The sequence below is a fragment of the Allorhizobium sp. Av2 genome (assembly GCF_021462805.2).
In the GTDB taxonomy this organism is placed as follows: Bacteria; Pseudomonadota; Alphaproteobacteria; order Rhizobiales; family Rhizobiaceae; genus Allorhizobium; species Allorhizobium vitis_G.
The window spans coordinates 3,548,014-3,569,016 of record NZ_CP192696.1; the positions used below are offsets into that span (position 1 = coordinate 3,548,014).

Below are 21,003 nucleotides of genomic sequence, written 5' to 3' on the forward strand. Positions count from 1 at the left end.
GCCATGAGCACACAGAACCGCACGCCTCTCGACCATATCCGCAACTTTTCCATCGTCGCCCATATCGACCATGGCAAATCGACGCTGGCCGACCGCCTGATCCAGACCACCGGTGGTCTGGCAGAGCGTGATATGTCGGAGCAGGTGCTCGATAGCATGGATATCGAGCGTGAACGCGGTATCACCATCAAGGCGCAGACCGTGCGCCTGCACTATAAGGCCAATGATGGTGAAACCTATGTGCTGAACCTGATCGATACCCCCGGCCATGTTGACTTCGCCTATGAAGTCTCGCGGTCGCTGTCGGCCTGCGAAGGCTCGCTGCTGGTGGTGGATGCGTCTCAGGGCGTCGAGGCGCAAACGCTGGCCAACGTCTATCAGGCCATCGACAACAATCATGAGATCGTCACCGTTCTCAACAAGATCGATCTGCCTGCCGCCGAGCCTGATCGCATCCGGGAACAGATCGAGGAAGTCATCGGCATCGATGCTTCTGAAGCCGTGCTGATTTCCGCCAAGACCGGGCTTGGCATTCCCGATGTGCTGGAAGCGATTGTCAAACATTTGCCAGCGCCGAAAAGTGAGCTGGGTGACAAAGGCCCGCTGAAAGCACTGTTGGTCGATAGCTGGTATGATACCTATCTGGGCGTTATGGTTCTGGTGCGCGTCATCGACGGTGTTTTGACCAAGGGTCAGACTATCAGGATGATGGGGACGGACGCGAAATATCAGGTGGAGCGTGTCGGCGTTTTGACGCCGAAAATGCTGGCCGTCGACAGTCTTGGTCCCGGCGAAATCGGGTTTTTCACCGGTTCGATCAAGGAAGTGGCCGATACCCGCGTCGGCGATACCATCACGGAAGACAAACGCCCGACAGCCACCATGCTGCCCGGTTTCAAGCCTGCCCAGCCTGTGGTGTTCTGTGGGCTGTTTCCAGTCGATGCAGCGGATTTTGAAGATCTGCGTTCAGCGATGGGCAAACTTCGCCTCAATGACGCGAGCTTTTCGTTTGAAATGGAAAGTTCGGCAGCGCTGGGCTTCGGTTTCCGCTGCGGCTTCCTGGGCTTGCTGCATCTGGAAATCATTCAGGAGCGGCTGGAGCGCGAGTTCGACCTTGACCTGATCGCCACGGCGCCTTCGGTTGTCTACAAGCTGTTCATGACTGATGGCAGCGAGCGCGAATTGCACAACCCGGCGGACATGCCGGATGTGGTGCGAATCTCGGAAATACACGAACCGTGGATCAAGGCGACCATTCTGACGCCGGATGACTATCTCGGCGGCATCCTCAAGCTCTGCCAGGACCGTCGTGGTGTGCAAACCGAGCTGACCTATGTCGGCAAACGCGCCATGCTGACCTATGAACTACCGCTCAATGAAGTGGTGTTTGATTTCTACGACCGATTGAAGTCGATCTCCAAGGGCTATGCCTCTTTCGACTATCACCTGGACGCTTATCGCGAAGGCAATTTGGTCAAGATGTCGATCATGGTCAACGGCGAGCCCGTCGATGCTCTGTCGATGCTGGTGCATCGCTCGGCAGCGGAAAAGCGCGGTCGCGACATGTGCGAAAAGCTGAAGGATCTTATTCCGCGGCATATGTTCAAGATCCCGATCCAGGCTGCCATCGGCGGCAATGTGATCGCGCGCGAGACCATTTCAGCAATGCGCAAGGACGTGACCGCCAAGTGCTATGGCGGCGATGCCAGCCGCAAGCGCAAGCTGCTGGACAAGCAGAAGGCCGGTAAGAAGCGTATGCGCCAGTTCGGCAAGGTCGAAATCCCGCAGGAAGCCTTTATCGCTGCCCTGAAGATGAGCGACGAATAACGGGTTAACGTGGATAGAATTCAACAAAAAGGCGGAAAGCCGGGAGGTTTTCCGCCTTTTTTGTGAGAAAAGTCTGCACTCAGCTATGGGCGAAAATATCGGTCTCTTCCCAGCCGAGCAGGTCCAGCTTGGCGCGTGTGGGCAGGAACTCGAAACAGGCGGTCGCATGATCCATGCGGCCATCGCGCACCAGCCGCGCCGTCAGCTTGTCGCGCAGCGCATGCAGATAGAGCACGTCGGAGGCGGCATATTCGAGCTGCGCCGGAGACAGCGTTTCTGCCGCCCAGTCGGAAGATTGCTGGGCCTTGGACACATCCACCTCAAGCATTTCCTTGAGATTGTCCTTCAACCCATGCCGGTCGGTATAGGTGCGCGACAGGCGCGAGGCGATCTTGGTGCAAAACACCGGCGTGGTGGTGACGCCGAAGGTGTGAAACAGTACGGCGATGTCGAACCGGCCATAATGGAAGATTTTTTCCCGGGTCGGGTCTTCCAGCAGGGCGGTCAGGTTGGGTGCCTGGCGCTGGCCAGGCGCAATGCGGATCACGTCGGCTGTGCCGTCACCCGGCGAAAGCTGCACCACGCAGAGCCGGTCGCGGCGGGGAATCAGTCCCAGCGTTTCGGTGTCGATGGCGATGGCGCGGGTATAGCGCGCCGCATCTTCACTGCTGATATCGCCTTCATGATAGCGAATGGTGGAAGCCATGCCTGTCTCCTGCTGTCTCTTTGGTCTTTGTGCGGCCTATAGCGGAAACAGTCGTGCAGCGATACCGAATATCAAGAACCACGCCTGAAATCATGACGTCACAGTTTCGGATTGCTCACCGGTCCTTCGTCGCAAAGCTCGGTATAGGCCAGGGTCTGGTCCAGATGCTCGGCGCGAAGCGACAATAGCTTTTCGGCATAATGCAGCCTTACCGCAACATATGCCGGGTCCTCGGCCAGATTGGTCAACTCGCCCGGATCGGCCTGAAGGTCGAACAGCAGCGGTGGCATTCCGGCAAAATGCACATATTTGAATTTTTCGTCACGAATCACGGCGAGATTGCACTGGCTGGATTTGAGACCGAGGGCATTCTCTGTGGAATTTGTCACCACTTCCCGGAAATCGAATTCCCAGAATGCGTGGTCTCGCCAGTCATCGGGCTGGATGCCGCTAAGAAACGGCAATAGGGAGCCGCCGTCCTGATGATTGAGCGGGCTGACGCCCATCCGGTCCAGCAGCGTCGGCATCAGGTCGGCGGCACTGGTGAAGGCCTCCACCACCTGACCGTGGGTGCCGGTGTTCGCCGGATCGCGGATCACCAAAGGAATATGGTAGCTGCCGTCATAGACACCACCCTTGCCCAGCATCCAGTGGTCGCCCAGCATTTCGGCGTGGTCGGAGGTGAAGACGATGATCGTGTCGTTCCAGACGCCGCTGTCCTTCAGATCATCGACGATCCGGCCAAATTGGGCATCGACCTCGGCGATCATGCCGTAATAGGTGGCGCGGATCACGTCGATCTGTTCTGAACTCCAGTCACAGACGCGGCCTTCGGCACCGGCAATGAAAGAGGATTGCGGCAGATGCGGCAGCATCAGGTCCGACAGCGGATGCACGGCCATTTCCGCTTCCAGCGTCGGATGACGTACAGGTTTGAGGCCGCTGCCCGGCGTAAACATCCGGTTATAAGGTTCGGGAACGCAGAAGGGTGGATGCGGGCGCAGGAAGGAAATATGTGCAAACCAGGGCTGCGTCTGCTCCTCGCGCCAGTTCAGGAAAGCCTCGGTCAGAAACGCGGTTGGGGTTTCCTCGGCGCTATAGGCCGGGGGCTCCTGATTGGGCTGGACTGGCCGATCCTGTCCGGTCTGGTGGAGTTCGCGTCCGGGCCGAGCGCCGCCACGCCGGGTTTTCAGCCAGCTCAGCCATTGCCGGTCGTCTTCCAGCAGCAATTGTCCAACCGTAAAGCCCGGTAACACCCCTTCGTAACTGGTCAGATGCGGGTCGGCGGGCGCCAGACGCCGTGGATCGGGCGAAACATCGGTATAGCCGAACAGCGTCGGATCGTAACCGCCCCGACGTGCCGCCAGCGCCACCGTGTCGAAACGAGCATCAAGGGGCGAGCCGTTGCGACAGACCCGGTTGTTCATCTGGTAAAGCCCGGTATAGATCGCCGCGCGCGCTGGCGAGCAAGGGGCGGCTGCGGCAAAATGTCGATGAAACAACAGGCCTTCTGCCGCCAACCGGTCAACATTGGGGGTCTGCACCACGGGATGGCCGACCGCTGACAGGCAATCGCCCCGCCATTGGTCCGCGGTGATCAGCAGGATATTCGGCTTTTTCTGCATGGATGAGGTCTTTGCTTGTTTTGCCACGGACGCGATGTGCAAAATTTATATCGGCGAGTATCTCGTTTTCCTAGGACGGTTTTTGGGTCTTTCTAAGGTCCATGCGGGCTTGGTTTGCGAGCCTGGCTTCCAGCAGGGCGCTTTGTCTCTCAGCCCATTGCGCCGCTAGGGCTCGTGGGCAATCTTCCAGCTCTGCCCGCGCTTGATCCGGGGGCTATGCAATCGTCTCGTTTGGAAGTGCGCAAATTCTACTCATTCGCCAGCGGATGATCGGTGATGGAGGGTGAAAAGCCACCGTTTCTTGATTGATTTCGCAAAACGCCGGTATTTTCATGCTTTCGCTATGCACTGGATACATTGCTGCAATGCGGTATTAACGATATTCATCCTCGGGAAATCCTCTATATTGAAATCATCAAAGTGACGCACTCCTCCTCCCAGTGTCGCTTTGAAGGGATCGGCGATACTCCTCCTCCCAATTGCCGATCAAGTTCAAGAGCCCGACGCATCCTCCTCCCGCGTCGGGCTCTTTTGCGTTCTGGCTCCGGCCTCTTCTCTCTCCAATCCCGTCTTATCCGGTTCCCCGTTTTGTCCGGTTCGATGCATAAACGATGCTTTCGTCTGCTTTGAATTGGTTTAAACAGTCTTGATCGAACCACCTCAGCGCGATGATCGGGCAGAGAATGTGGGCGATTACAGCGCGGTGCGTTTTATAAAACGCACAAAGGACGCTGTAACACTTTAAATCTACTGCATAATGTCCACCTTAAATCGATTCCGATTTAAGGTGGACATTATGCAGTACCTGATGACAGCGAGGCTTGACCCTATGGCGGTAAAATTCGGCACCAGCGGACTACGCGGTCTCTCTGTGGACCTGGTCGGCAGCGTTTCTGCGCTGCATGCGACGGCATTTGCCCGAATGCTGCTTGTCAAGGGCTATGCCAAGCCGGGCGCTACCGTGCTGATCGGCCAGGATTTTCGCCCCTCCAGCCCGGAAATCGCTGCCACCTGCATGGGGGCGCTGCAACGGGAAGGACTGGTGCCGGTCGATTGTGGGGCTATTCCCACCCCGGCGCTGGCCTTTTACGGCAGCAGAATCGGCGCAGCCTCGCTGATGGTCACCGGCTCCCACATTCCGGCCGACCGCAATGGCATCAAATTTTATCGGCCGGAGGGAGAAATCGACAAGGCTGACGAAGAAGCGATAACAGCGCTTGCCGCTGACTTGGTGGCTGATGAGCGCGCCAACCGTGTCGAGCATGGCACCGGCGAAGACCGATACGCCATTGCCGTCGACCTGTTTCTGAAACGCAATATGGCTGTACTGCCCCCTGCCGCCTTTGAGGGCATGAAAATCGGCGTCTATCAGCATAGCAGCGTGGCGCGTGACATGCTGGTGACCCTTCTTGAGGGTCATGGCGCATCCGTCCTGCCGCTGGGGCGCTCGGAGATCTTCGTTCCTGTTGATACCGAGGCGGTATCGACTGACACAATCGGCAAGCTTTCGGCCTGGGCAAGCGAGCACGGGCTGGATGCTATCGTCTCCACCGATGGCGATGCCGACCGCCCATTGGTGGCCGATGAAAAGGGCGCACCCTTGCGCGGCGATCTGCTCGGCCTGATCACGGCAAACCTGCTGGGCGCTAAGGTGATCGCCACACCCGTTACCTCCAATTCGGGCATTGAAGCCGCAAGCGGGTTTTCGGTTCTGCGCACCCGCGTCGGCTCACCTTATGTGATTGCCGCCATGAATGCGGCGCTCTCGGTGGGTGAAAGTGGCGTGATCGGCTTTGAGGCGAATGGCGGCGTCATGCTGGCCTCCGATTTCACCGTGCATGACGGCAGGCTTGCCGCTCTGCCGACGCGTGATTGCGTGGTGCCAATCCTGGCAGCGCTCTATGCAGCGGCAAGCGCCGGACGGACACTCTCCGCCGTGGTGGCAGACTATCGCCTGCCGATTGCCCTTTCTGACCGTCTTGAACAGTACGCCTTGGACAAAAGCAGCGCGTTGATGGCGTTTCTGCGTGGCTCGGATAAAAACCTGTCTGCATTCCTGGCGCCGATAGGGGGCGTGCGTGAAACCAGCGATATCGATGGATTGCGGGTGACGCTCAGTGATAGCAGGGTCATCCATTTCCGCCCTTCCGGCAATGCCCCGGAAATGCGCTGCTATGTCGAGGCAAGCGACCAGGCATCGGCGGTCAGCCTGCTGGTCCAAGGTCTTGACCTGCTGGCGAAATGGCCGGGTTGACAAACCCACAGGCCTGTCAATCAAGCCGATAAACAAGGTGATACGGTTCCCGGCGGGGTGCTGTGCGTAGAGCGCGAGCGATGGCCCTGCGCTTTTCTCTTCCGCCGCGCGCCTGCTGCGGCTACACCATTTGCAGGATTGATTTTTGCAAAAAGGATGACTGATGGACCGCGGCCACGACCCTAGCGAACTCGAAATGGTGGTATTGATGACGCCGGATATGGCGAATTTTTCCGGCAAGGTGCATGGCGGCGCGCTGCTGAACATTCTCGACCGGGTCGCCTATTCCTGTGCCTCGCGCTTTTCCCAGCAATATGCGGTGACGCTGTCGGTGGATCAGGTGGTGTTCCGTCAGCCGATCCATGTCGGCGAACTCGTAACGTTCCGCGCATCGGTCAATTATGCCGGGCGCACATCGATGGAAATCGGCATTCGGGTCGAGGCGGAGGAAATCCGCACCGGTGAACGCCGCCACACCAATTCCTGTTATTTCACCATGGTTGCCGTGGATGCCGAGGGCAAGCCGACCACCGTTCCGGCCTTCTGTCCTGAAACGCCAGCGAAAATCCGGCGGGAAAAGGCGGCCCGTGAGCGTCGCGCCCTGCGTCAGGAATTCGAGCATCGTTTCAAGCAGGTCAAGTTGTCCGGTCAGGACTAAAACATCATGCTTTGGGATTTGATCGTTTAACCCTCACCGGCGCCTCTTTGCGTTATGACCTGTGGCTCTCTGCGGCCCCATAGATGCTCTCCCGCCGGAACAGATCGATGACATGACCGAAATCACCCTGAATGTCCTGCCGATTTTCCTGCTGATCTTTTCCGGCTGGGCGCTGGTGCGCAGCCGGTTCCTGAACGTGGATATCGGCGACGCCCTAAGCGAATTTGTTTTCAAGGTCGCGGTGCCGGTTCTGTTGCTGCATACGATTACCCAGGCCGACTTTCAGGGTGCATCGCCTTTTCGTTTGTGGATTGCCTATTTTGCCGGGGTGGGTGTCACCTGGACCATCGGTCATCTTGTGGCGACACGGGTTTTCGGCCGCGACCAGCGGATCGGCGTGCTGGCCGGGGTATCTTCAGCCTTTGCCAATAATGTTTTCATCGGCCTGCCCCTGGTTAGTCGCATGCTTGGCAATGACGGTGTCGTTGCTCTCTCCATTCTGCTGGCCGTGCATCTGCCTTTGATGATGGTGATCGGCACAGTCTTGATGGAACATGCCGAGCGCCGGGAAAGCGGGGTGCAATTGCGGGGAATGCTCGCCGTCCTGCGCCAGGTCGGGCGCAATCTCGTCACCAATCCGCTGGTGATTGGCCTTGCCATCGGACTTATGGTGCATGTGATCGGCCTGCCGATCCCGGCGACGATCGAGACCGTGCTCAGTCAGATCTCCGCCATGGCCGGACCAGCGGCGTTGATTTCGCTGGGCATGGCGCTGACCAAATATCGTGTCACCGGCAATGTCGGTATTGCCAGCGTTACCTCGGCTCTGAAATTGGTCCTGATGCCCGCATCCGTGTGGATGGCCTGCCACCTTCTGCATTTGCCGCATGAATGGACCATGGCGCTGGTGCTGACGTCTTCCGTGCCGACGGGCGTCAACGCCTGGCTGATCGCCAATCGTTTTGGGGTCGGCCATGCCCTGGCCGCCTCCACCATCACTATCACGACAGCGCTTGGCGTGTTTTCCGTCACGTTCTGGGCATGGCTGCTGGGCGCGTGATACGAAGGCTTTGCGTGTAAAGCCAAAATTGGAACGCTATAAAAAGCTCATGCCAGATCAGCGATCCGCCAATAGAGCGCTTCTGCGGGTAGAGCGTCTTCCTGCGGCGCCGCTAGCGCCAAGTTCGGGGCAGTATAATTCTCTAGTTCAAGCTCCAGAACGTTGGTGTACCCGGCTGTTTCAAGCGTGCCATCGTCGCTCAGGGCATAGGGCTGGCTTTCGGATAGGGTTTCTGCCGCGCTGCCAGCGTCTTCTTCCGCCGATTCCTCACCCTCGGTAGAGCCGTCACGCTGATGCTGGCCGTTGTTGTCCTGATGCGCGTCATCATCGTCCAAAGCCTCGACCGCATCCACACTCTCAGTCTTGCCGCGGCCGGGTTCATGCTGAACCGCGAGATAGCTTACTACCGGAAACGGCACGAAGGGCGGCACCTGCAAAACCGTTGCATGCACTATGGCCTGTGCCCCGGCGAGCGATAGAACGGCCTGTTCGCGGGTAATTTCTTCTTGCCGTACGGAAACCAGCTCCGCCTGCGCTTCGCCGGCTGGTGTCTGGTTTACCGATGCATTTGCCTGTATCTGGCTTAAACGCCTGTGGTTTGTCTCCAGCAATGCCGCCTGGTTGGCGCGGGCATCGGCATTGATCGCAGGGTGCAGATCGTTCTGTTCATTCTCCTGCATATCTTCCGTCTGGAAAAACATTTGGCGCAGCAAATCTGTGTCCGCATCCTCTTCCGGCGTCGCCGGGGCTTGGAGTGATGCTCCGGTTACATCCATCCAGCCCTTCAAAGACAGCACGGTGGCGACCATTGTATCGATGCCATCGCCGTCAGTGCTGCGGCGCAGAATTGGGTCCTGGCGATTATCCTGCAAGGGAGCGGATGTGGTGAAAGCTCCATAGGCTCGGTTCGTGGCTTGTGTCGCCAGACCGTCCATCGCGGCTTCCCGCCCCGTCTGGGCAAGGCCTGTGGCAAGAGGCGGTATTGCACTATTCCCCATCGCCACGGCTACGGGCGTTCCGGTTGTTCCTGGCGTTCCAGCCATTCCTGAGGTTCCAGTCTGGCCATTGCGGTCGAAAGCTGACGCTTTCAAGCCTGTCTCCGTGGCAGCTTTGGCCGCAAGTCCCGTGCTTGTTTCCTCCGTCAGGTCATCCATGCGGGTCATAACCGTTTCGGATTGTACCATATTGCCAGCAATTGACCTGTTGTCCGTGGCTGGTGCTGCGCCTGTCGTTGCCGTTTCGTTTGTCACCAGCGCCATTGCGGCAGAAAGCGCTTCAGGGCGGATAGCTTGCAAAGGCGTCTGGCGCCCTGCCACTTCAGGGTTTGCGGACGCTTGCGCCGAAAGGCTGCGAGGGGCCGGAGTTTCCTCAGCCTGCGTACCATCAAGAACTGGTGTGGATGGCGTGCGGTTCGTGGTGACGTCTTCCGGTTCCGACACAATCGGCACGGTTTGAGCAACGAATGCCGCCTGTTCGGCTCGCGGTTGCGCGGTAGAGACCGCCGCGCTTTGCGCTGCGAGTGCCGCGGTTACGGGTTGTCCCGCAACCGGGCCAGGAGACTGTTCGCTTAACCCGGCAGCTGGCACGTGTTGCCCTGTTGCAGGATTTAACGTTTGCGGTGCCGCTGTCTGGTCCGATGCTGGCGGGGCCCCGGCGTATTGAGGTGGTGGTGGGTTGGATGCGCTCGCGCCATTTTGGCTATAGGAGGAAACCACGTTCAGCGCCTTCAGATCACCGCTATTGTTGCGCTTGATTTCCATATAGGCGGATAGCAAGGCTGCTTCCGGACCATCGGTATTTTGTAGAACCCGCAACAGGACCTCGATCTGCAATCCTTTCAGGGCTTGGGTCAGCTGCGTTTGCAGTCGTGTCCTTTGGCCATCGTCCAGATTGGCAAGAGCTGTCGCGAAGCGCTGGGCAAAGGCCGCGTCGGTTTCGCCGGGATCACGCTTCAGCCCGATCGATTGGCCGACCAGATCGGCGATTTCCGCCAGATCCGTCTGCACGCTTTCCCGGCTGCTGAGCAAGAGGTTGTTGATGCGTCCGGCAATCGCCGAACCGCCCTCCCGGTCCACCCGGATCATGCTATCGCTCGTCAAGCCGCTCATGGCCGTGTCGGACAGGGCGGCCTCGGTGGCGCTGTCGTGAAAATTTGGCGCAGTGCGCGATAAAGCTTGAACGGGAGGCAACATAGCATATCCCTTTTTGCAGAAGGACCTCGCCAACCAAGGCCCGGCCGTGCAATCCGGAGTTTAAGGGCAGAGTGTGCTGGAAAACCGCTCATGCGGCTTTGATATCGACTGCCCCGGCCCAGAACCTTATGCACCGGACCTGAAACCCGTTGCACCCCAGCTACGCGGGATTGCGTCGGACGCCGTGCAAGGCAGTTGCGAATCACCTTATCAGGATAGAATGGTCGCACATGGTTAACAATATGTTAAAGCTCTGATCTGTGCGTCTCGGAGAGAGCGTTTCGCCGTAATCCATTCTATCTGCTGGTTAATTTTCTCCTTAAATCGATTCCGGTTTCGGGAATTATGAAGTAGCATACGCCACACCATAACCCTGCCCGATTGCAACATGCCGGTGAGCCTGATGAGCCGTATCAATCCGATCTTGAACACCGATAGCTACAAGCTGGGGCATTTCCTGCAATATCCTCCGGGAACCCGGGCGGTGAGTGGTTATGTCACCACCCGTGGTGCTTCCCTGCGACCGGAAGTGGTGTTTTTCGGCCTGCAGATGTTCTTGAAGGAATATCTGTCACAGCCCATTACCCAGGCCGATATTGATGAAGCGCAGGAACTGGCCGCCCTGCACGGCCAGCCTTTCGACCAGGCCGGCTGGCACTATATTCTCTCCGCCCATGGCGGATTTCTGCCTTTGCGCATAGAGGCGCTGCCAGAGGGAAGCTTCCTGCATCGCGGCGTGCCGATGGTGCAGGTGGTCAATACCGATCCGGCCTGCTTCTGGTTGCCCTCCTATATTGAAACGGCGCTGTTGCGGGCGGTGTGGTATCCGTCCACGGTCGCCAGCTCGCTTCGCCATGTGAAGCAGACTTTGAAGCCCTTTCTCGATAAAAGCTGTGACGACCCGGCTGGCGTTATCGGGTCGCGGCTGTTCGAATACGGCGCGCGCGGTGCAGCAAGCCTCGAACAGGCCGGATTGGGCGGTGTGGCCAACCTGCTGCATTTCGACCACACCGATACGCTGGAAGCCGTGCTCTACGCCCGCCGCTATTATGGTGCTGAGATGGCCGGTCTCTCGATTCCGGCCTCGGAACATACGACCATGATCGCCTGGGGCCAGGACCAGGAAGTGCAGTCCTTCGCCAATATGATCGACCGGTTCGGCGATTATCCGGCCTATTCAGTGGTCTCGGACAGCTATGACATTCACAATGCGGTGTCCGAAATCTGGGGCAAAACGTTGCAACAGAAAGTGCGCTCCAAGCCCGGCAGGCTGATTGTACGGCCCGATAGTGGTGATCCGATCGATGTTCCGGTCCAGACGGTGGCCCAGCTCGCCTATCAGTTCGGCACGCGCTTGAATGCCAAAGGCTACAAGGTTCTGGATGACAAGGTTCGGGTCTTGCAGGCGGATGGCGTGTCGTTGCGCGATATCACCATGATCCTCGGTCGGCTGGAAGCCATGGGCTTTTCAGCGGAAAATATTTCCTTCGGCATCGGCGCATCGCAATTGCAGAAGGTCAGCCGCTCCACCTATTCCTTCACGATGAAATGCAGTGCCATCATGGACGGGCAGGAGCGCTGGCGTCCCATTTCCCGCCGCCCGGTCACGATGCAGGAACGCCTGCCGGAACCTGGGCGTCGCGCCGTCATCGTGGAAGGAGGCGAGTTTGCCTCCATTGCTTTGGAGGACCTAGGCCGTCGCACCAATCATTTGCAGCCGGTTTGGGAAAATGGCCGCCTGCTGAAAGAATGGAGCTTTGACGAAATCAAAGCAAAAGCCAGGACGCCGCATCGCATGGATATGTGATGCGATGGCGTCAATCGGTGGTCAATTCTGAAGTGCTCTTTGGGGTTTCTGCTTCAAACGGTGTCGGGCAGGAACATGCGATAGAGACCATTATCGTCGGCAAGGAAGCCCGAAGGACGCTCGATAACCGGTGATCCGTCCTCCTCGCTTGAGGACATGGCATCAAGCCAATTGGCCGGCAGTCGCTCTTCTTCCTTGACGTCGTCTGCCTTGATCTCGGCAATTTCCTCGATCATTTCCGCAGAAAGTGGTGGAATTTCCTCCCTCGGCAGCTGGCGTTGAGGGGTGGAGAACAGGAACCCGATCTGCTGGCTGTCGTCATGTGCCGCTCCGAGCCGCACAGTCCGTTCCACAGGATAGGCCTGGGCGGAAGGCGCGGAGGAAAGCAAAACACCGTCTCTCGCAATTGATGCAGTATCCATCATGGTCACACAGGTCAGGCGCACATGGCTTCATCCATGGTCGCTATGGCTTCAGCTTGAACGGGCAATGGCTTGGATGCGCACACATCGTTGCGCCCGGCCTGTCCCATCGATCTTTGGCAGCCGGCTCGAGCTTTCGTCCGTTTTGCTGCCAGGGCAAAAGCTAGGCCGAAATCTTTAAGGAAATACTGATGAAACCGACATTGCCGGAAAGATATATTTTACCTTGACGGACGTCAGGCCTCGTTGAGATCGCACCCTTTGAGTGATGAAATCCAGGTGCTGCGGAGCTTGCAACAGCGCCCGTTTTTGATAGGCATGGGGCAACAAGGATGAGGTGGCTCCCATGACGATCACGCTTTATGGCATCAAGAATTGCGACACGATGAAAAAGGCGCGGACCTGGCTGGAGACGGCGGGTATCGATTATGCTTTTCACGACTACAAGGCCAAGGGTATAGACCGCGCCAGCCTTCAGGCCTGGAGTGCCAAGCTTGGCTGGGAGGTATTGTTGAACCGGGCGGGTACGACGTTCAAGAAGCTTCCTGATGAAGCCAAGGCCGATATGAATGAGGAAAAGGCTCTGGATCTGATGTTGGCGCAACCGTCTATGATCAAGCGACCGGTTCTGGACACGGACGGGGCGCTGACGGTGGGCTTCAAGCCGGAGCAGTATCAGACTGTTTTCGCCAATACCAGTTCTTAACTTTCGGTTCGATGGTCCAGGGTGCACATCGCTGTAAAGAGGCAAACAATGTCGAAATCGACCCGCGCCACGCTGGCAATGGAAAAGGCTGGTCTTGCCTTTACCGTGCATCACTACGATTACGATCCGAACGCCGAGCGGATCGGTTTGCAAGCGGCGGAAGCGATTGGCGAGGAGCCGCGCCGGGTGTTGAAAACCCTGATGGCGGAAGTGGATGGCAAGCCTGTCTGCGTCGTCCTGCCCTCCGACCAAGAGGTCAGCATGAAGAAACTGGCCGCCGCCATCGGCGGTAAACATGCCGCGATGATGAAGCCCACCGCCGCCGAAAAGCTCACCGGCTTCGTTGTCGGCGGCATCAGCCCTTTCGGCCAGAAAAAACTGGTGCCGACCGTGATCGAATTGTCGGCACTCGACGAGCCGCATGTCTATCTCAATGGTGGCCAGCGTGGCTTACAGGTCCGGTTGGAGCCAAAGGCGGCGCAAGTCGCGCTCAACGCCATTGCCGCGCCTGTGATTGCCTGACGTTTGATTGGTTGGCTGTGTTTTTGCCTTCAATTCTGTATGAAATGACCTATCTCTGTCTCGTGATCACGTGGGTCTTTAGCTCACCGCTGATCCGGTACCGGTGGGGACCGGATTGACGCAACCGGAAGCCACTGCGGCCTCTGCGCGATTGAAAAGCGTAGGTGCTTTCGTTTCGAAAACCAGGAAAAAAATGCATGACCCTGCCTGACCTCTCAAACTCCATCGATCCGGTAAAGCTCGACAAACTGGCCGAAGTGGCCGTCAAGGTTGGCCTGCGGCTGGCACCGGGCCAAGATCTGGTGATCACCGCGCCGCTCAACGCGCTGCCGCTTGTGCGCAACATTACTCGCCATGCCTATATGGCCGGTGCCGGTCTTGTGACGACTTTCTATTCGGATGAAGAGACGACGCTGGCCCGCTATGCCCATGGCTCGGATGCCAGTTTCGATCGGGCTTCCGGTTGGCTTTACGAGGGTATGGCCAAAGCCTATGCGGGGGGTGCTGCGCGGTTGGCGATTTCCGGCGACAATCCCATGCTGCTCGCCAGCCAGGACCCGGCCAAGGTGGCGCGGGCCAACAAGGCCAATTCAATTGCCTATAAGCCTGCCTTGGAGCCGATTTCCAATTTCGACATCAACTGGAATATCTCCTCATATCCCAACCCGTCCTGGGCAGCACAGGTGTTTCCGGATCTGCCCCTGGATGAGGCGGTGAAAAAGCTGGCGGATGCGATTTTTGCCGCGTCCCGGGTCGATCAGCCCGATCCGGTCGCGGCCTGGATGGCCCATAATGGCGAACTGGCCAAGCGTTCGGCCTGGTTGAATGGCGAGCGGTTCTCCAGTCTGCATTTTACCGGCCCCGGCACGGATCTGCGGGTTGGCCTGGCCGATGGCCACGAATGGCACGGGGGCGCCTCCACGGCCAAGAATGGCATTACCTGCAATCCGAATATTCCAACGGAAGAGGTGTTCACCACGCCGCACGCGCTGAAAGTGGACGGTGTGGTTTCCTCCACCAAGCCGTTGTCGCATCAGGGCACGCTGATCGACAATATCCAGGTGCGGTTCGAAGCGGGTCGGATCGTCGAGGCCAAGGCTTCGCGCGGCGAGGAAGTGCTCAATAAGGTCTTGGACACTGACGAGGGCGCGCGGCGTTTGGGAGAAGTGGCCCTGGTGCCGCATTCATCGCCGATTTCGGCGTCCGGCATCCTGTTCTACAACACGCTGTTTGACGAAAACGCCTCGTGCCATATCGCGCTTGGCCAATGCTATTCCAAATGCTTCCTGGACGGGGCGTCGCTGACGCCGGAGCAGATCATAGCCCAAGGCGGCAATTCGTCGTTGATCCATATCGACTGGATGATCGGTTCCGACAAGGTCGATATTGACGGCGTGAAAGCGGATGGCACAACGGTGCCCGTGATGCGCAAGGGCGAATGGGCCTGAAAATGCATTCGGCCTGCGTTTGATAAACGCAGGCCGATTTCATCTAAATAGAGACCCGCGCATCATATATGGTGCGCGAAATTCTCTATAAAACTTTGAATTTGTTGCATAATTTTCTCTTCAAGCCGATTCCGGTTTAAAGAATTATGCAATAGGGCCGATCAGCCCTGTCTGGCCTTACGGTTGGCATAACGCTGATCGCGTTGCGCCTTGCGGGTGGCTTCGTCTTCAAGCAGACGGGAAATTCTGGCTTTTTCAGCGGCGTCGCGGGCATCGGCTTCAGCTGTTGCTTCAGCGGCAATCGCCGCTTCACGAGCAGCTGTCTCGGCTGCAAGCTGTTGCTGTTCCTGCAATTTTGTCTGTTCGCGCTCGGCGCGCCGTGCTTCTCTGGCCTCGGCTATCGCCTGGCGCTCTGCCTGGCGGGCAAGACGGGTTGGTTCCGACGCTTCCTGCGCGGCCTTATAGGCCTGAAGGAGAGCGGCCTTTGCGTCGGCAGCGGTGGTACGGCGGTCGACGACTTCATTTTTCCGGCTATTTTTCAAAGAGATGTTCCAGTTGTAGATAGGGCCTGCAAATCAGGCTTTTCGGGTCGATTTGGCAGCGGTCGCGGCGTCAGCCATCTGCTGGTCCTGCAACTCCTTGGCAAGCCGTGCTTCGCGCAGCCTGAGGGTTTTTTCTTCACGGGCAAGCACGAGCGAATCCTGTTCTTCCACGGCACGACCGCGCGCGAAGAATTGCGACTGCTCCTTGTCAAAAGCGATTTCCGCCTGCTGACGTGATTTACTATAGTTTTCTGCCATGGGGTCGCGCCTTTCTGGGTGGCAGCGCCGCGTGCCGGGCATGGCGCGCAAAAAACGCTACGACATTCTGCGCCGTGTACATCCAGGTGTACGTGAGGCCGCTGTGACACTTATTACGAAGGCCCAAAGATGCAGATCACATCCTCGCCCTGAAGACATGCAGATATCTCAAAGACAACAAGGACTTGAGATGTTTGCAAACGGCATAGAAATTGCCATCTTCACGGTCTCTTCGCATACCATCTGCTGCATATTTCATGTGCGACCCAAACCGGGCGCAAGACGTTATGCAACAGGAAATCGTGTGAGCGCGGTCTGCGACGGCGCGGCAGGCAATAAAAAAGGCCAGGCAAACTGCCTGACCTTGGTTGGATCATGCTCTCAACAATGCCAGTACATCCGTGGTCAAAGGAAAGCCGAACCCTATATTAAGCAGCCTGGAGATTACAGGCCGACATCTTGCCGGACTTGTTGTCGCGTTCCATGTCGTAGGCGATCTTCTGGCCTTCGACGATTTCACGCATACCAGCGCGTTCAACAGCAGAGATATGCACGAATGCATCCGGGCCGCCGTTGTCAGGCTGAATGAAGCCGAAGCCCTTAGTGGAATTAAACCATTTAACTGTGCCAGTGGTCATGATGAACCCTTTCATAGCATATTGAGTGACCATAGCGCAAAACGCCGTGGATGAGGATAGCGATTTTTGAAAGGAAGGTTCGTTCAGGGCGCGGTGCTAATTGCGCGGTAACCAAAGCTCAGCAAGCAAATATCGATGACCAATAGATACCCCCTAAAGGCATGCATGTCAACCAAAGCTTTGAATTTATTATGATCCGCCTTTATTCCGGACTATGGCGAAGGGGTCCAAAGCCTTGTATCCGCACCGTAATCTCTGTCCGTGCGGCACCGCGTTCAAACGTCCATTTTGTCGCTCATCACGGTGCCGTTTGCGCCGTTTTTGTTAGAAAAGGCTACCCTGTCCGGCGGGTGACTCCGATTTTTTCGGCAATTTGGGCGGGGGATTCGGTTTTGCTGGGGCTGTCGTGGCAGGAGCGGCTTGCGGTGAAGGTGACGCCTTATCACCATCACCGGTCACGGCGGAAACCCGGCCATCGGCAAATTCGATGGCGATGGCCCGCCCATCCTCAAGACCTGCCGCACGCGACAGGGGCCTGTCATCCTCCCCACGGATCACGGCATAGCCGCGCATCAGGACATTTTTGTAGGACAGCGATTGCAGCATCCGGTCATGGGCCGACACCGTGGAGCGGGCGCGGCGAAGATCGTTGATAACAGCGCTGTCGGCCCGGCGCGAAAAGCTGTCCAGCCGGTCCCTCGAGCGTCCCGTTTGGGCCTTCAGCCGGGCCGGGACCGCCGTCAATGTTGCATCGATCCGTCCGAGATGGGCTTTTTGCCGCTCGATCAGCCGCTCGATGATCCGGTCGGCAAGGGCGGCGCGTTCGTTGACACGCTGGCGACGTTCCACCAGGCGGCGCACAAGCATATCAGGCGACAATTTGGCGGCGGCCCGCTCGTAACTTTGCCGCTTGGTCATGGTATTGAGTTCCAGGCTACGGCCAAGACCGCTGGCGGCCTCATCAAAACGGCGGCGGGGCAGCGCCAGCAATTGATCAAGGGAGGGCAGGGCGCGGGCCAGCGCCCGCAGGTTCTGGCGGCGATGATCCATCTGGCGGTTGACGGCGCCTGCCAATCGGGCAGCAAGCCCGGCCAGTTGCGCTTCCAGATCCGCCTTGACCGGCACGGCCATTTCAGCCGCGCCTGTCGGCGTCGGCGCCCTGACATCGGCTGCATAATCGATCAGTGTCCAGTCCGTTTCATGGCCGACCGCCGAAATCAGCGGAATGGCGCTGGCGGCGGCGGCGCGTACCACCGCTTCGTCGTTGAAACTCCACAGGTCTTCCAGGCTGCCGCCACCGCGCGCGACGATCAGCACATCCGGCCTCGGGATGACACCATCAGGCTGAAAGGCATTGAAGCCGTTGATCGCGTTGGCAACCTCGTCGCCGGAACCTTCGCCTTGCACCTTGACGGGCCAGACCAGGACATGCACCGGAAAGCGGTCTGAAATCCGGTGAAGAATGTCGCGGATCACGGCGCCGGTGGGGGAGGTGACGACGCCGATGACCTTCGGCAGGAAAGGCAGCAATTGCTTGGCGGCCGGATCGAACAGGCCTTCCGCCGTAAACCGACGCTTGCGCTCCTCGATCAGCGCCATCAGGGCACCAGCACCAGCCGGCTCCATCTGCTCGATGACAATCTGGTATTTGGACGAGCCGGGAAAGGTGGTGATGCGGCCGGTGGCGATCACTTCCATACCTTCTTCGGGCCGGTATTTCAGCTTGGAAAACGACCCTTTCCAGATCACCGCGTCGATCCGCGCCTTGTCGTCTTTAAGCGAAAAATAGGCATGACCGGAGGAATGCTGGCCTCGAAAGCCGGAAATTTCGCCGCGCACTCGCACCTGATCGAAGGCGGTTTCGATGGTGCGCTTGATCGATCCGGAAAGCTCCGAGACGGAAAATTCGGTCAGATTGCTGGGCTGGTCGTCGTCAAAGAAAGAGGCCATGACAGTGTTTTATCCAAGCTTGCAAAAAAACGCATCTTTTTTTGGAAAGAAGTAAACAGGCTTTGTTCTGGCTGTTTTGATGGGCCAATCGTTAACTCTCGGATGGCAATATGCCTGACATCACGATTTGTCTGTCATACGGGATCGCATCCATGACCTTTCTCATCGCCATGGCAATTGGCATCGCCACCGCAACGACCAGAAGCATCCTGGCGATTGTAGCGGTTTCGCTGGTGCTTTTGACGGCGGGGCTGGTCATGCTGGCTCTTTCGCCTGCGATGATGGCGATGGATCTGCTGACGGCTCTGATCGCCTATAATGTCGGGCTTATCGATTGCCTGATGGTCTCGCTGGCCTTGTCACAGCGCAAGATCGCCTGATTTCACTATCCGTTTCTAAACTCTATCCGTTCACGGCTGCGGCTTGACCACAAAGATCCGCAGGCCGGACTGGCTGTCGGCTGCAAGCGGCTGAAGATAATCAGGCACTCTGTTGCGGTTCAGATCTGCATAAAGCCCGTCGGGCTTCAAGGCGATCAACTGGCGGGTTTGTGCATCGGAGGGGCAGAAGGCGAGAATGCCGACATGGGCACCCACCAGAAAAGCAAGGGCGTCCGGCGGTGTCGAGAGGCCGATATGCAGTTCCGTCAGCATGCCTGCCTGGTTGCGATGATAGGGCGCGGTCAATATCCGATGCGAGGTAAAGCGCAGGATGGAAGTGCCGCTTTCCGATGGGGCGGCAACCGTCGTCGGCGCTAAACTCGTCAATTGGGCCAAGCCCGCCAATTGAGCAAGAGCTTTTTCAGATGAGCAATCACGGCTGGCATCCTGGGATGCCGGGCCGGAGCGAGTCTGTAGTTTTAATCGTGCCGTTCCTTCCACGGCAAGCGTGCCTGCGATTGCCCACACGGAAGGGACCGACAGAAGAATGCTGGCGATATAGGCAAGGCTTGAGAGAATGCGGGCTGGTCGCAGCATTGCACGCCCGCGCAGATCGGCAACCAGCAGCGCGAGCGGCAGGATCGGGATCAGGTTGGAAAACATTGCGCCGCGCACCTGGATCAGCGCGACACCGACGCTGACCGCCAGCAAGAGCGCCAGTGCCAGATGCGCCTCCATCTGGTTTTTCCGCCAGACCTGGGTAAGGCAGACCAAAAGCCCGAATAGGCCGACAGCGTAAAAGCCGCCGAGAGTTCCCGGCTCCTGCTGCGCCATGGCAAGGATCGAGCGAGCCTCGCCGACATTGTTCAGCCACAGCGTCACCAGCATCGGATCGAGATTGGCGAGCGGATTGCCGAGGCATTGTGGCGCGACAATCAGGGCCGAGAAACCGACGCTGGCACCGATCACCAGCAGCAAGAACAGCCGAACACCGGCAGGAAACCGGCTGGCAAAGGCGGCAGCGGAAAACAGCAATCCGCCGCCAATCGCCGTCAGGGCGTAAAACCCGAAGGAGAGATTGTCGCATGTCACCGTGCGATAGGATTGCGCAGGCACGGTTGCCACAAATAGCAACGTGACCGACAGCGCCAGGCTGAGAGAATAGGCCATGGCGCAGGTCCGCATCGCTTTACCATGCCGGGCCCAGAGCAGGGCGACGATAGCGCAGGCCGTGGCAATCAGCGGCGTGGTTTCTGCGCCGATGGCGAGCGCCAGCGCCGCCGCCGCACCGGCCAGCGCGAACCATGTCGATGAGCGCGTTCCATTCTGGCGCCTAGTCTGAGCCCCTGGCGCTGCCGTGGAAAGTACGGCGGTCAGGAATGCGATCAGGGCGATCTGGACATTGTGATGATCGATTGAGCCGGGCAGGAAACGGTTGGATGTCAGAAGGTAAAGGGCGCTCAGGCAAAGCGCCAGATGCATGGTCACCCGTCCGCCCAGCACCCATCCGGCAGCACCGAACGACAGCATGACCGGCACGGTCCAGAGGAGCGGCCAGATGGCGAGGGCCACGGCTTCGGCTGTGTGCGGTGCAAACCAGATACCCGCCAGCCGGATTAAGGTGGCAATCGGCCAGTCGATCAGCCGCGACCAATGCATCAGCGTGCCGGGCGACAGACCCAGGCGGTATTGCATCATGTCAAACCAGCCCTGACCGGCAAGATAATCCCGAACCTCGATCAGCCGCATGGCATCGTCATTGTCAGCGCCGACATAATCCTTGGCAAAAGGCAGCGTCGTCGCACAGAGGACGACGATGACGAGAAGGCAATAGCCCAGCATCACCGGCAGAAGGCGCGGGGCGGTCCCAGGTGCCGTCACCAGAGATGATGCAGAGGATGCAGGAAGAGAAGAACTGGACGTCATCGGTATTTCCGGTTGTTCGGGGCCTCCCGTTTCGGGGGGATGCGACCAAGATTCTTCGATTGTTCGGCTTGTCCGAAACCTA

At 58.3% G+C, this 21,003-nt stretch carries 18 protein-coding genes; 9 read left to right on the top strand and 9 right to left on the bottom strand.

All coding sequences use genetic code 11. The features are described 5' to 3' along the window. Window positions 1-3: 3 nt before the first annotated feature. Window positions 4-1,827 carry a translation elongation factor 4 gene (gene lepA / locus FS819_RS16540; protein ID WP_156548936.1) on the top strand — a complete coding sequence of 608 codons (1,824 nt, stop codon included), beginning with the start codon at window positions 4-6 and terminating at the stop codon, window positions 1,825-1,827. A 79-nt stretch (window positions 1,828-1,906) separates the two neighbouring features. On the opposite strand, the gene FS819_RS16545 is transcribed toward lepA, so the two are convergent. Both FS819_RS16545 and FS819_RS16550 read right to left on the bottom strand, forming a co-directional pair. Continuing rightward, window positions 1,907-2,533 (bottom strand): ribonuclease D, encoded by a 627-nt coding sequence (locus FS819_RS16545; RefSeq protein WP_156548937.1) that lies wholly within the window; start codon window positions 2,531-2,533, stop codon window positions 1,907-1,909. A gap of 98 nt (window positions 2,534-2,631) precedes the next feature. Beyond that, on the bottom strand, window positions 2,632-4,158 hold the full coding sequence (locus FS819_RS16550; protein WP_156548939.1) for an alkaline phosphatase family protein: 1,527 nt from the start codon (window positions 4,156-4,158) through the stop codon (window positions 2,632-2,634). A gap of 829 nt (window positions 4,159-4,987) precedes the next feature. Here FS819_RS16550 and FS819_RS16555 point away from each other — a divergent pair. The 3 genes from FS819_RS16555 (at window position 4,988) to FS819_RS16565 (ending at window position 8,130) form a co-directional block, all read left to right on the top strand. Then, window positions 4,988-6,412 (top strand): phosphomannomutase, encoded by a 1,425-nt coding sequence (locus tag FS819_RS16555; protein WP_197434090.1) that lies wholly within the window; start codon window positions 4,988-4,990, stop codon window positions 6,410-6,412. 163 nt (window positions 6,413-6,575) lie between these two features. Further along, a complete protein-coding gene (locus tag FS819_RS16560; protein ID WP_070164098.1) occupies window positions 6,576-7,070 on the top strand; it encodes an acyl-CoA thioesterase in 495 nt (164 codons plus the stop codon). Window positions 7,071-7,182: 112 nt separating this feature from the next. Continuing rightward, window positions 7,183-8,130, top strand: coding sequence for an AEC family transporter (locus FS819_RS16565; protein ID WP_012654602.1), 948 nt, complete (start codon window positions 7,183-7,185; stop codon window positions 8,128-8,130). Window positions 8,131-8,177: 47 nt separating this feature from the next. Here the strand turns inward: FS819_RS16565 and FS819_RS16570 are convergent, their stop codons facing one another. Continuing rightward, window positions 8,178-10,322, bottom strand: a complete 2,145-nt coding sequence (locus tag FS819_RS16570) for a hypothetical protein (RefSeq protein ID WP_156548943.1) — start codon at window positions 10,320-10,322, stop codon at window positions 8,178-8,180. A 403-nt stretch (window positions 10,323-10,725) separates the two neighbouring features. Here FS819_RS16570 and FS819_RS16575 point away from each other — a divergent pair, with 403 nt between their 5' ends. Next, entirely contained in the window at window positions 10,726-12,129 is a 1,404-nt protein-coding gene (locus tag FS819_RS16575) for a nicotinate phosphoribosyltransferase (RefSeq protein WP_234624742.1), read from the top strand. A 53-nt stretch (window positions 12,130-12,182) separates the two neighbouring features. Here FS819_RS16575 and FS819_RS16580 read toward each other — a convergent pair whose 3' ends face one another. Further along, a complete protein-coding gene (locus tag FS819_RS16580; protein ID WP_156542678.1) occupies window positions 12,183-12,551 on the bottom strand; it encodes a hypothetical protein in 369 nt (122 codons plus the stop codon). Window positions 12,552-12,897: 346 nt separating this feature from the next. Between FS819_RS16580 and FS819_RS16585 the strand changes: the two genes are divergently transcribed. The 3 genes from FS819_RS16585 to FS819_RS16595 all read left to right on the top strand — a co-directional run bounded on the left by FS819_RS16585 (window position 12,898) and on the right by FS819_RS16595 (window position 15,227). Continuing rightward, window positions 12,898-13,257: an ArsC family reductase gene (locus FS819_RS16585; RefSeq protein ID WP_156548947.1), complete on the top strand. Its 360-nt coding sequence runs from the start codon at window positions 12,898-12,900 to the stop codon at window positions 13,255-13,257. 48 nt (window positions 13,258-13,305) lie between these two features. Then, entirely contained in the window at window positions 13,306-13,779 is a 474-nt protein-coding gene (ybaK, locus tag FS819_RS16590; RefSeq protein WP_156548949.1) for a Cys-tRNA(Pro) deacylase, read from the top strand. A gap of 197 nt (window positions 13,780-13,976) precedes the next feature. Beyond that, a complete protein-coding gene (locus tag FS819_RS16595) occupies window positions 13,977-15,227 on the top strand; it encodes an aminopeptidase (protein WP_156548951.1) in 1,251 nt (416 codons plus the stop codon). Between the two features lie 161 nt (window positions 15,228-15,388). Here the strand turns inward: FS819_RS16595 and FS819_RS16600 are convergent, their stop codons facing one another. The 4 genes from FS819_RS16600 to xseA all read right to left on the bottom strand — a co-directional run bounded on the left by FS819_RS16600 (window position 15,389) and on the right by xseA (window position 18,615). Continuing rightward, window positions 15,389-15,769, bottom strand: coding sequence for a DUF6481 family protein (locus tag FS819_RS16600; protein WP_156548953.1), 381 nt, complete (start codon window positions 15,767-15,769; stop codon window positions 15,389-15,391). 33 nt (window positions 15,770-15,802) lie between these two features. Beyond that, the gene (locus FS819_RS16605) at window positions 15,803-16,027 is read right to left on the bottom strand and encodes a hypothetical protein (RefSeq protein WP_156548955.1); all 225 of its coding nucleotides are present in this window, start codon (window positions 16,025-16,027) and stop codon (window positions 15,803-15,805) included. Between the two features lie 428 nt (window positions 16,028-16,455). Beyond that, entirely contained in the window at window positions 16,456-16,665 is a 210-nt protein-coding gene (locus FS819_RS16610; RefSeq protein WP_025427963.1) for a cold-shock protein, read from the bottom strand. A gap of 324 nt (window positions 16,666-16,989) precedes the next feature. Further along, entirely contained in the window at window positions 16,990-18,615 is a 1,626-nt protein-coding gene (gene xseA, locus FS819_RS16615; RefSeq protein WP_156548957.1) for an exodeoxyribonuclease VII large subunit, read from the bottom strand. Window positions 18,616-18,767: 152 nt separating this feature from the next. Here xseA and FS819_RS16620 point away from each other — a divergent pair, with 152 nt between their 5' ends. Then, window positions 18,768-18,995 (top strand): hypothetical protein, encoded by a 228-nt coding sequence (locus tag FS819_RS16620; protein ID WP_156548959.1) that lies wholly within the window; start codon window positions 18,768-18,770, stop codon window positions 18,993-18,995. A gap of 30 nt (window positions 18,996-19,025) precedes the next feature. On the opposite strand, the gene FS819_RS16625 is transcribed toward FS819_RS16620, so the two are convergent. Next, window positions 19,026-20,921: a hypothetical protein gene (locus FS819_RS16625; protein ID WP_156548960.1), complete on the bottom strand. Its 1,896-nt coding sequence runs from the start codon at window positions 20,919-20,921 to the stop codon at window positions 19,026-19,028. Window positions 20,922-21,003 lie beyond the last annotated feature (82 nt).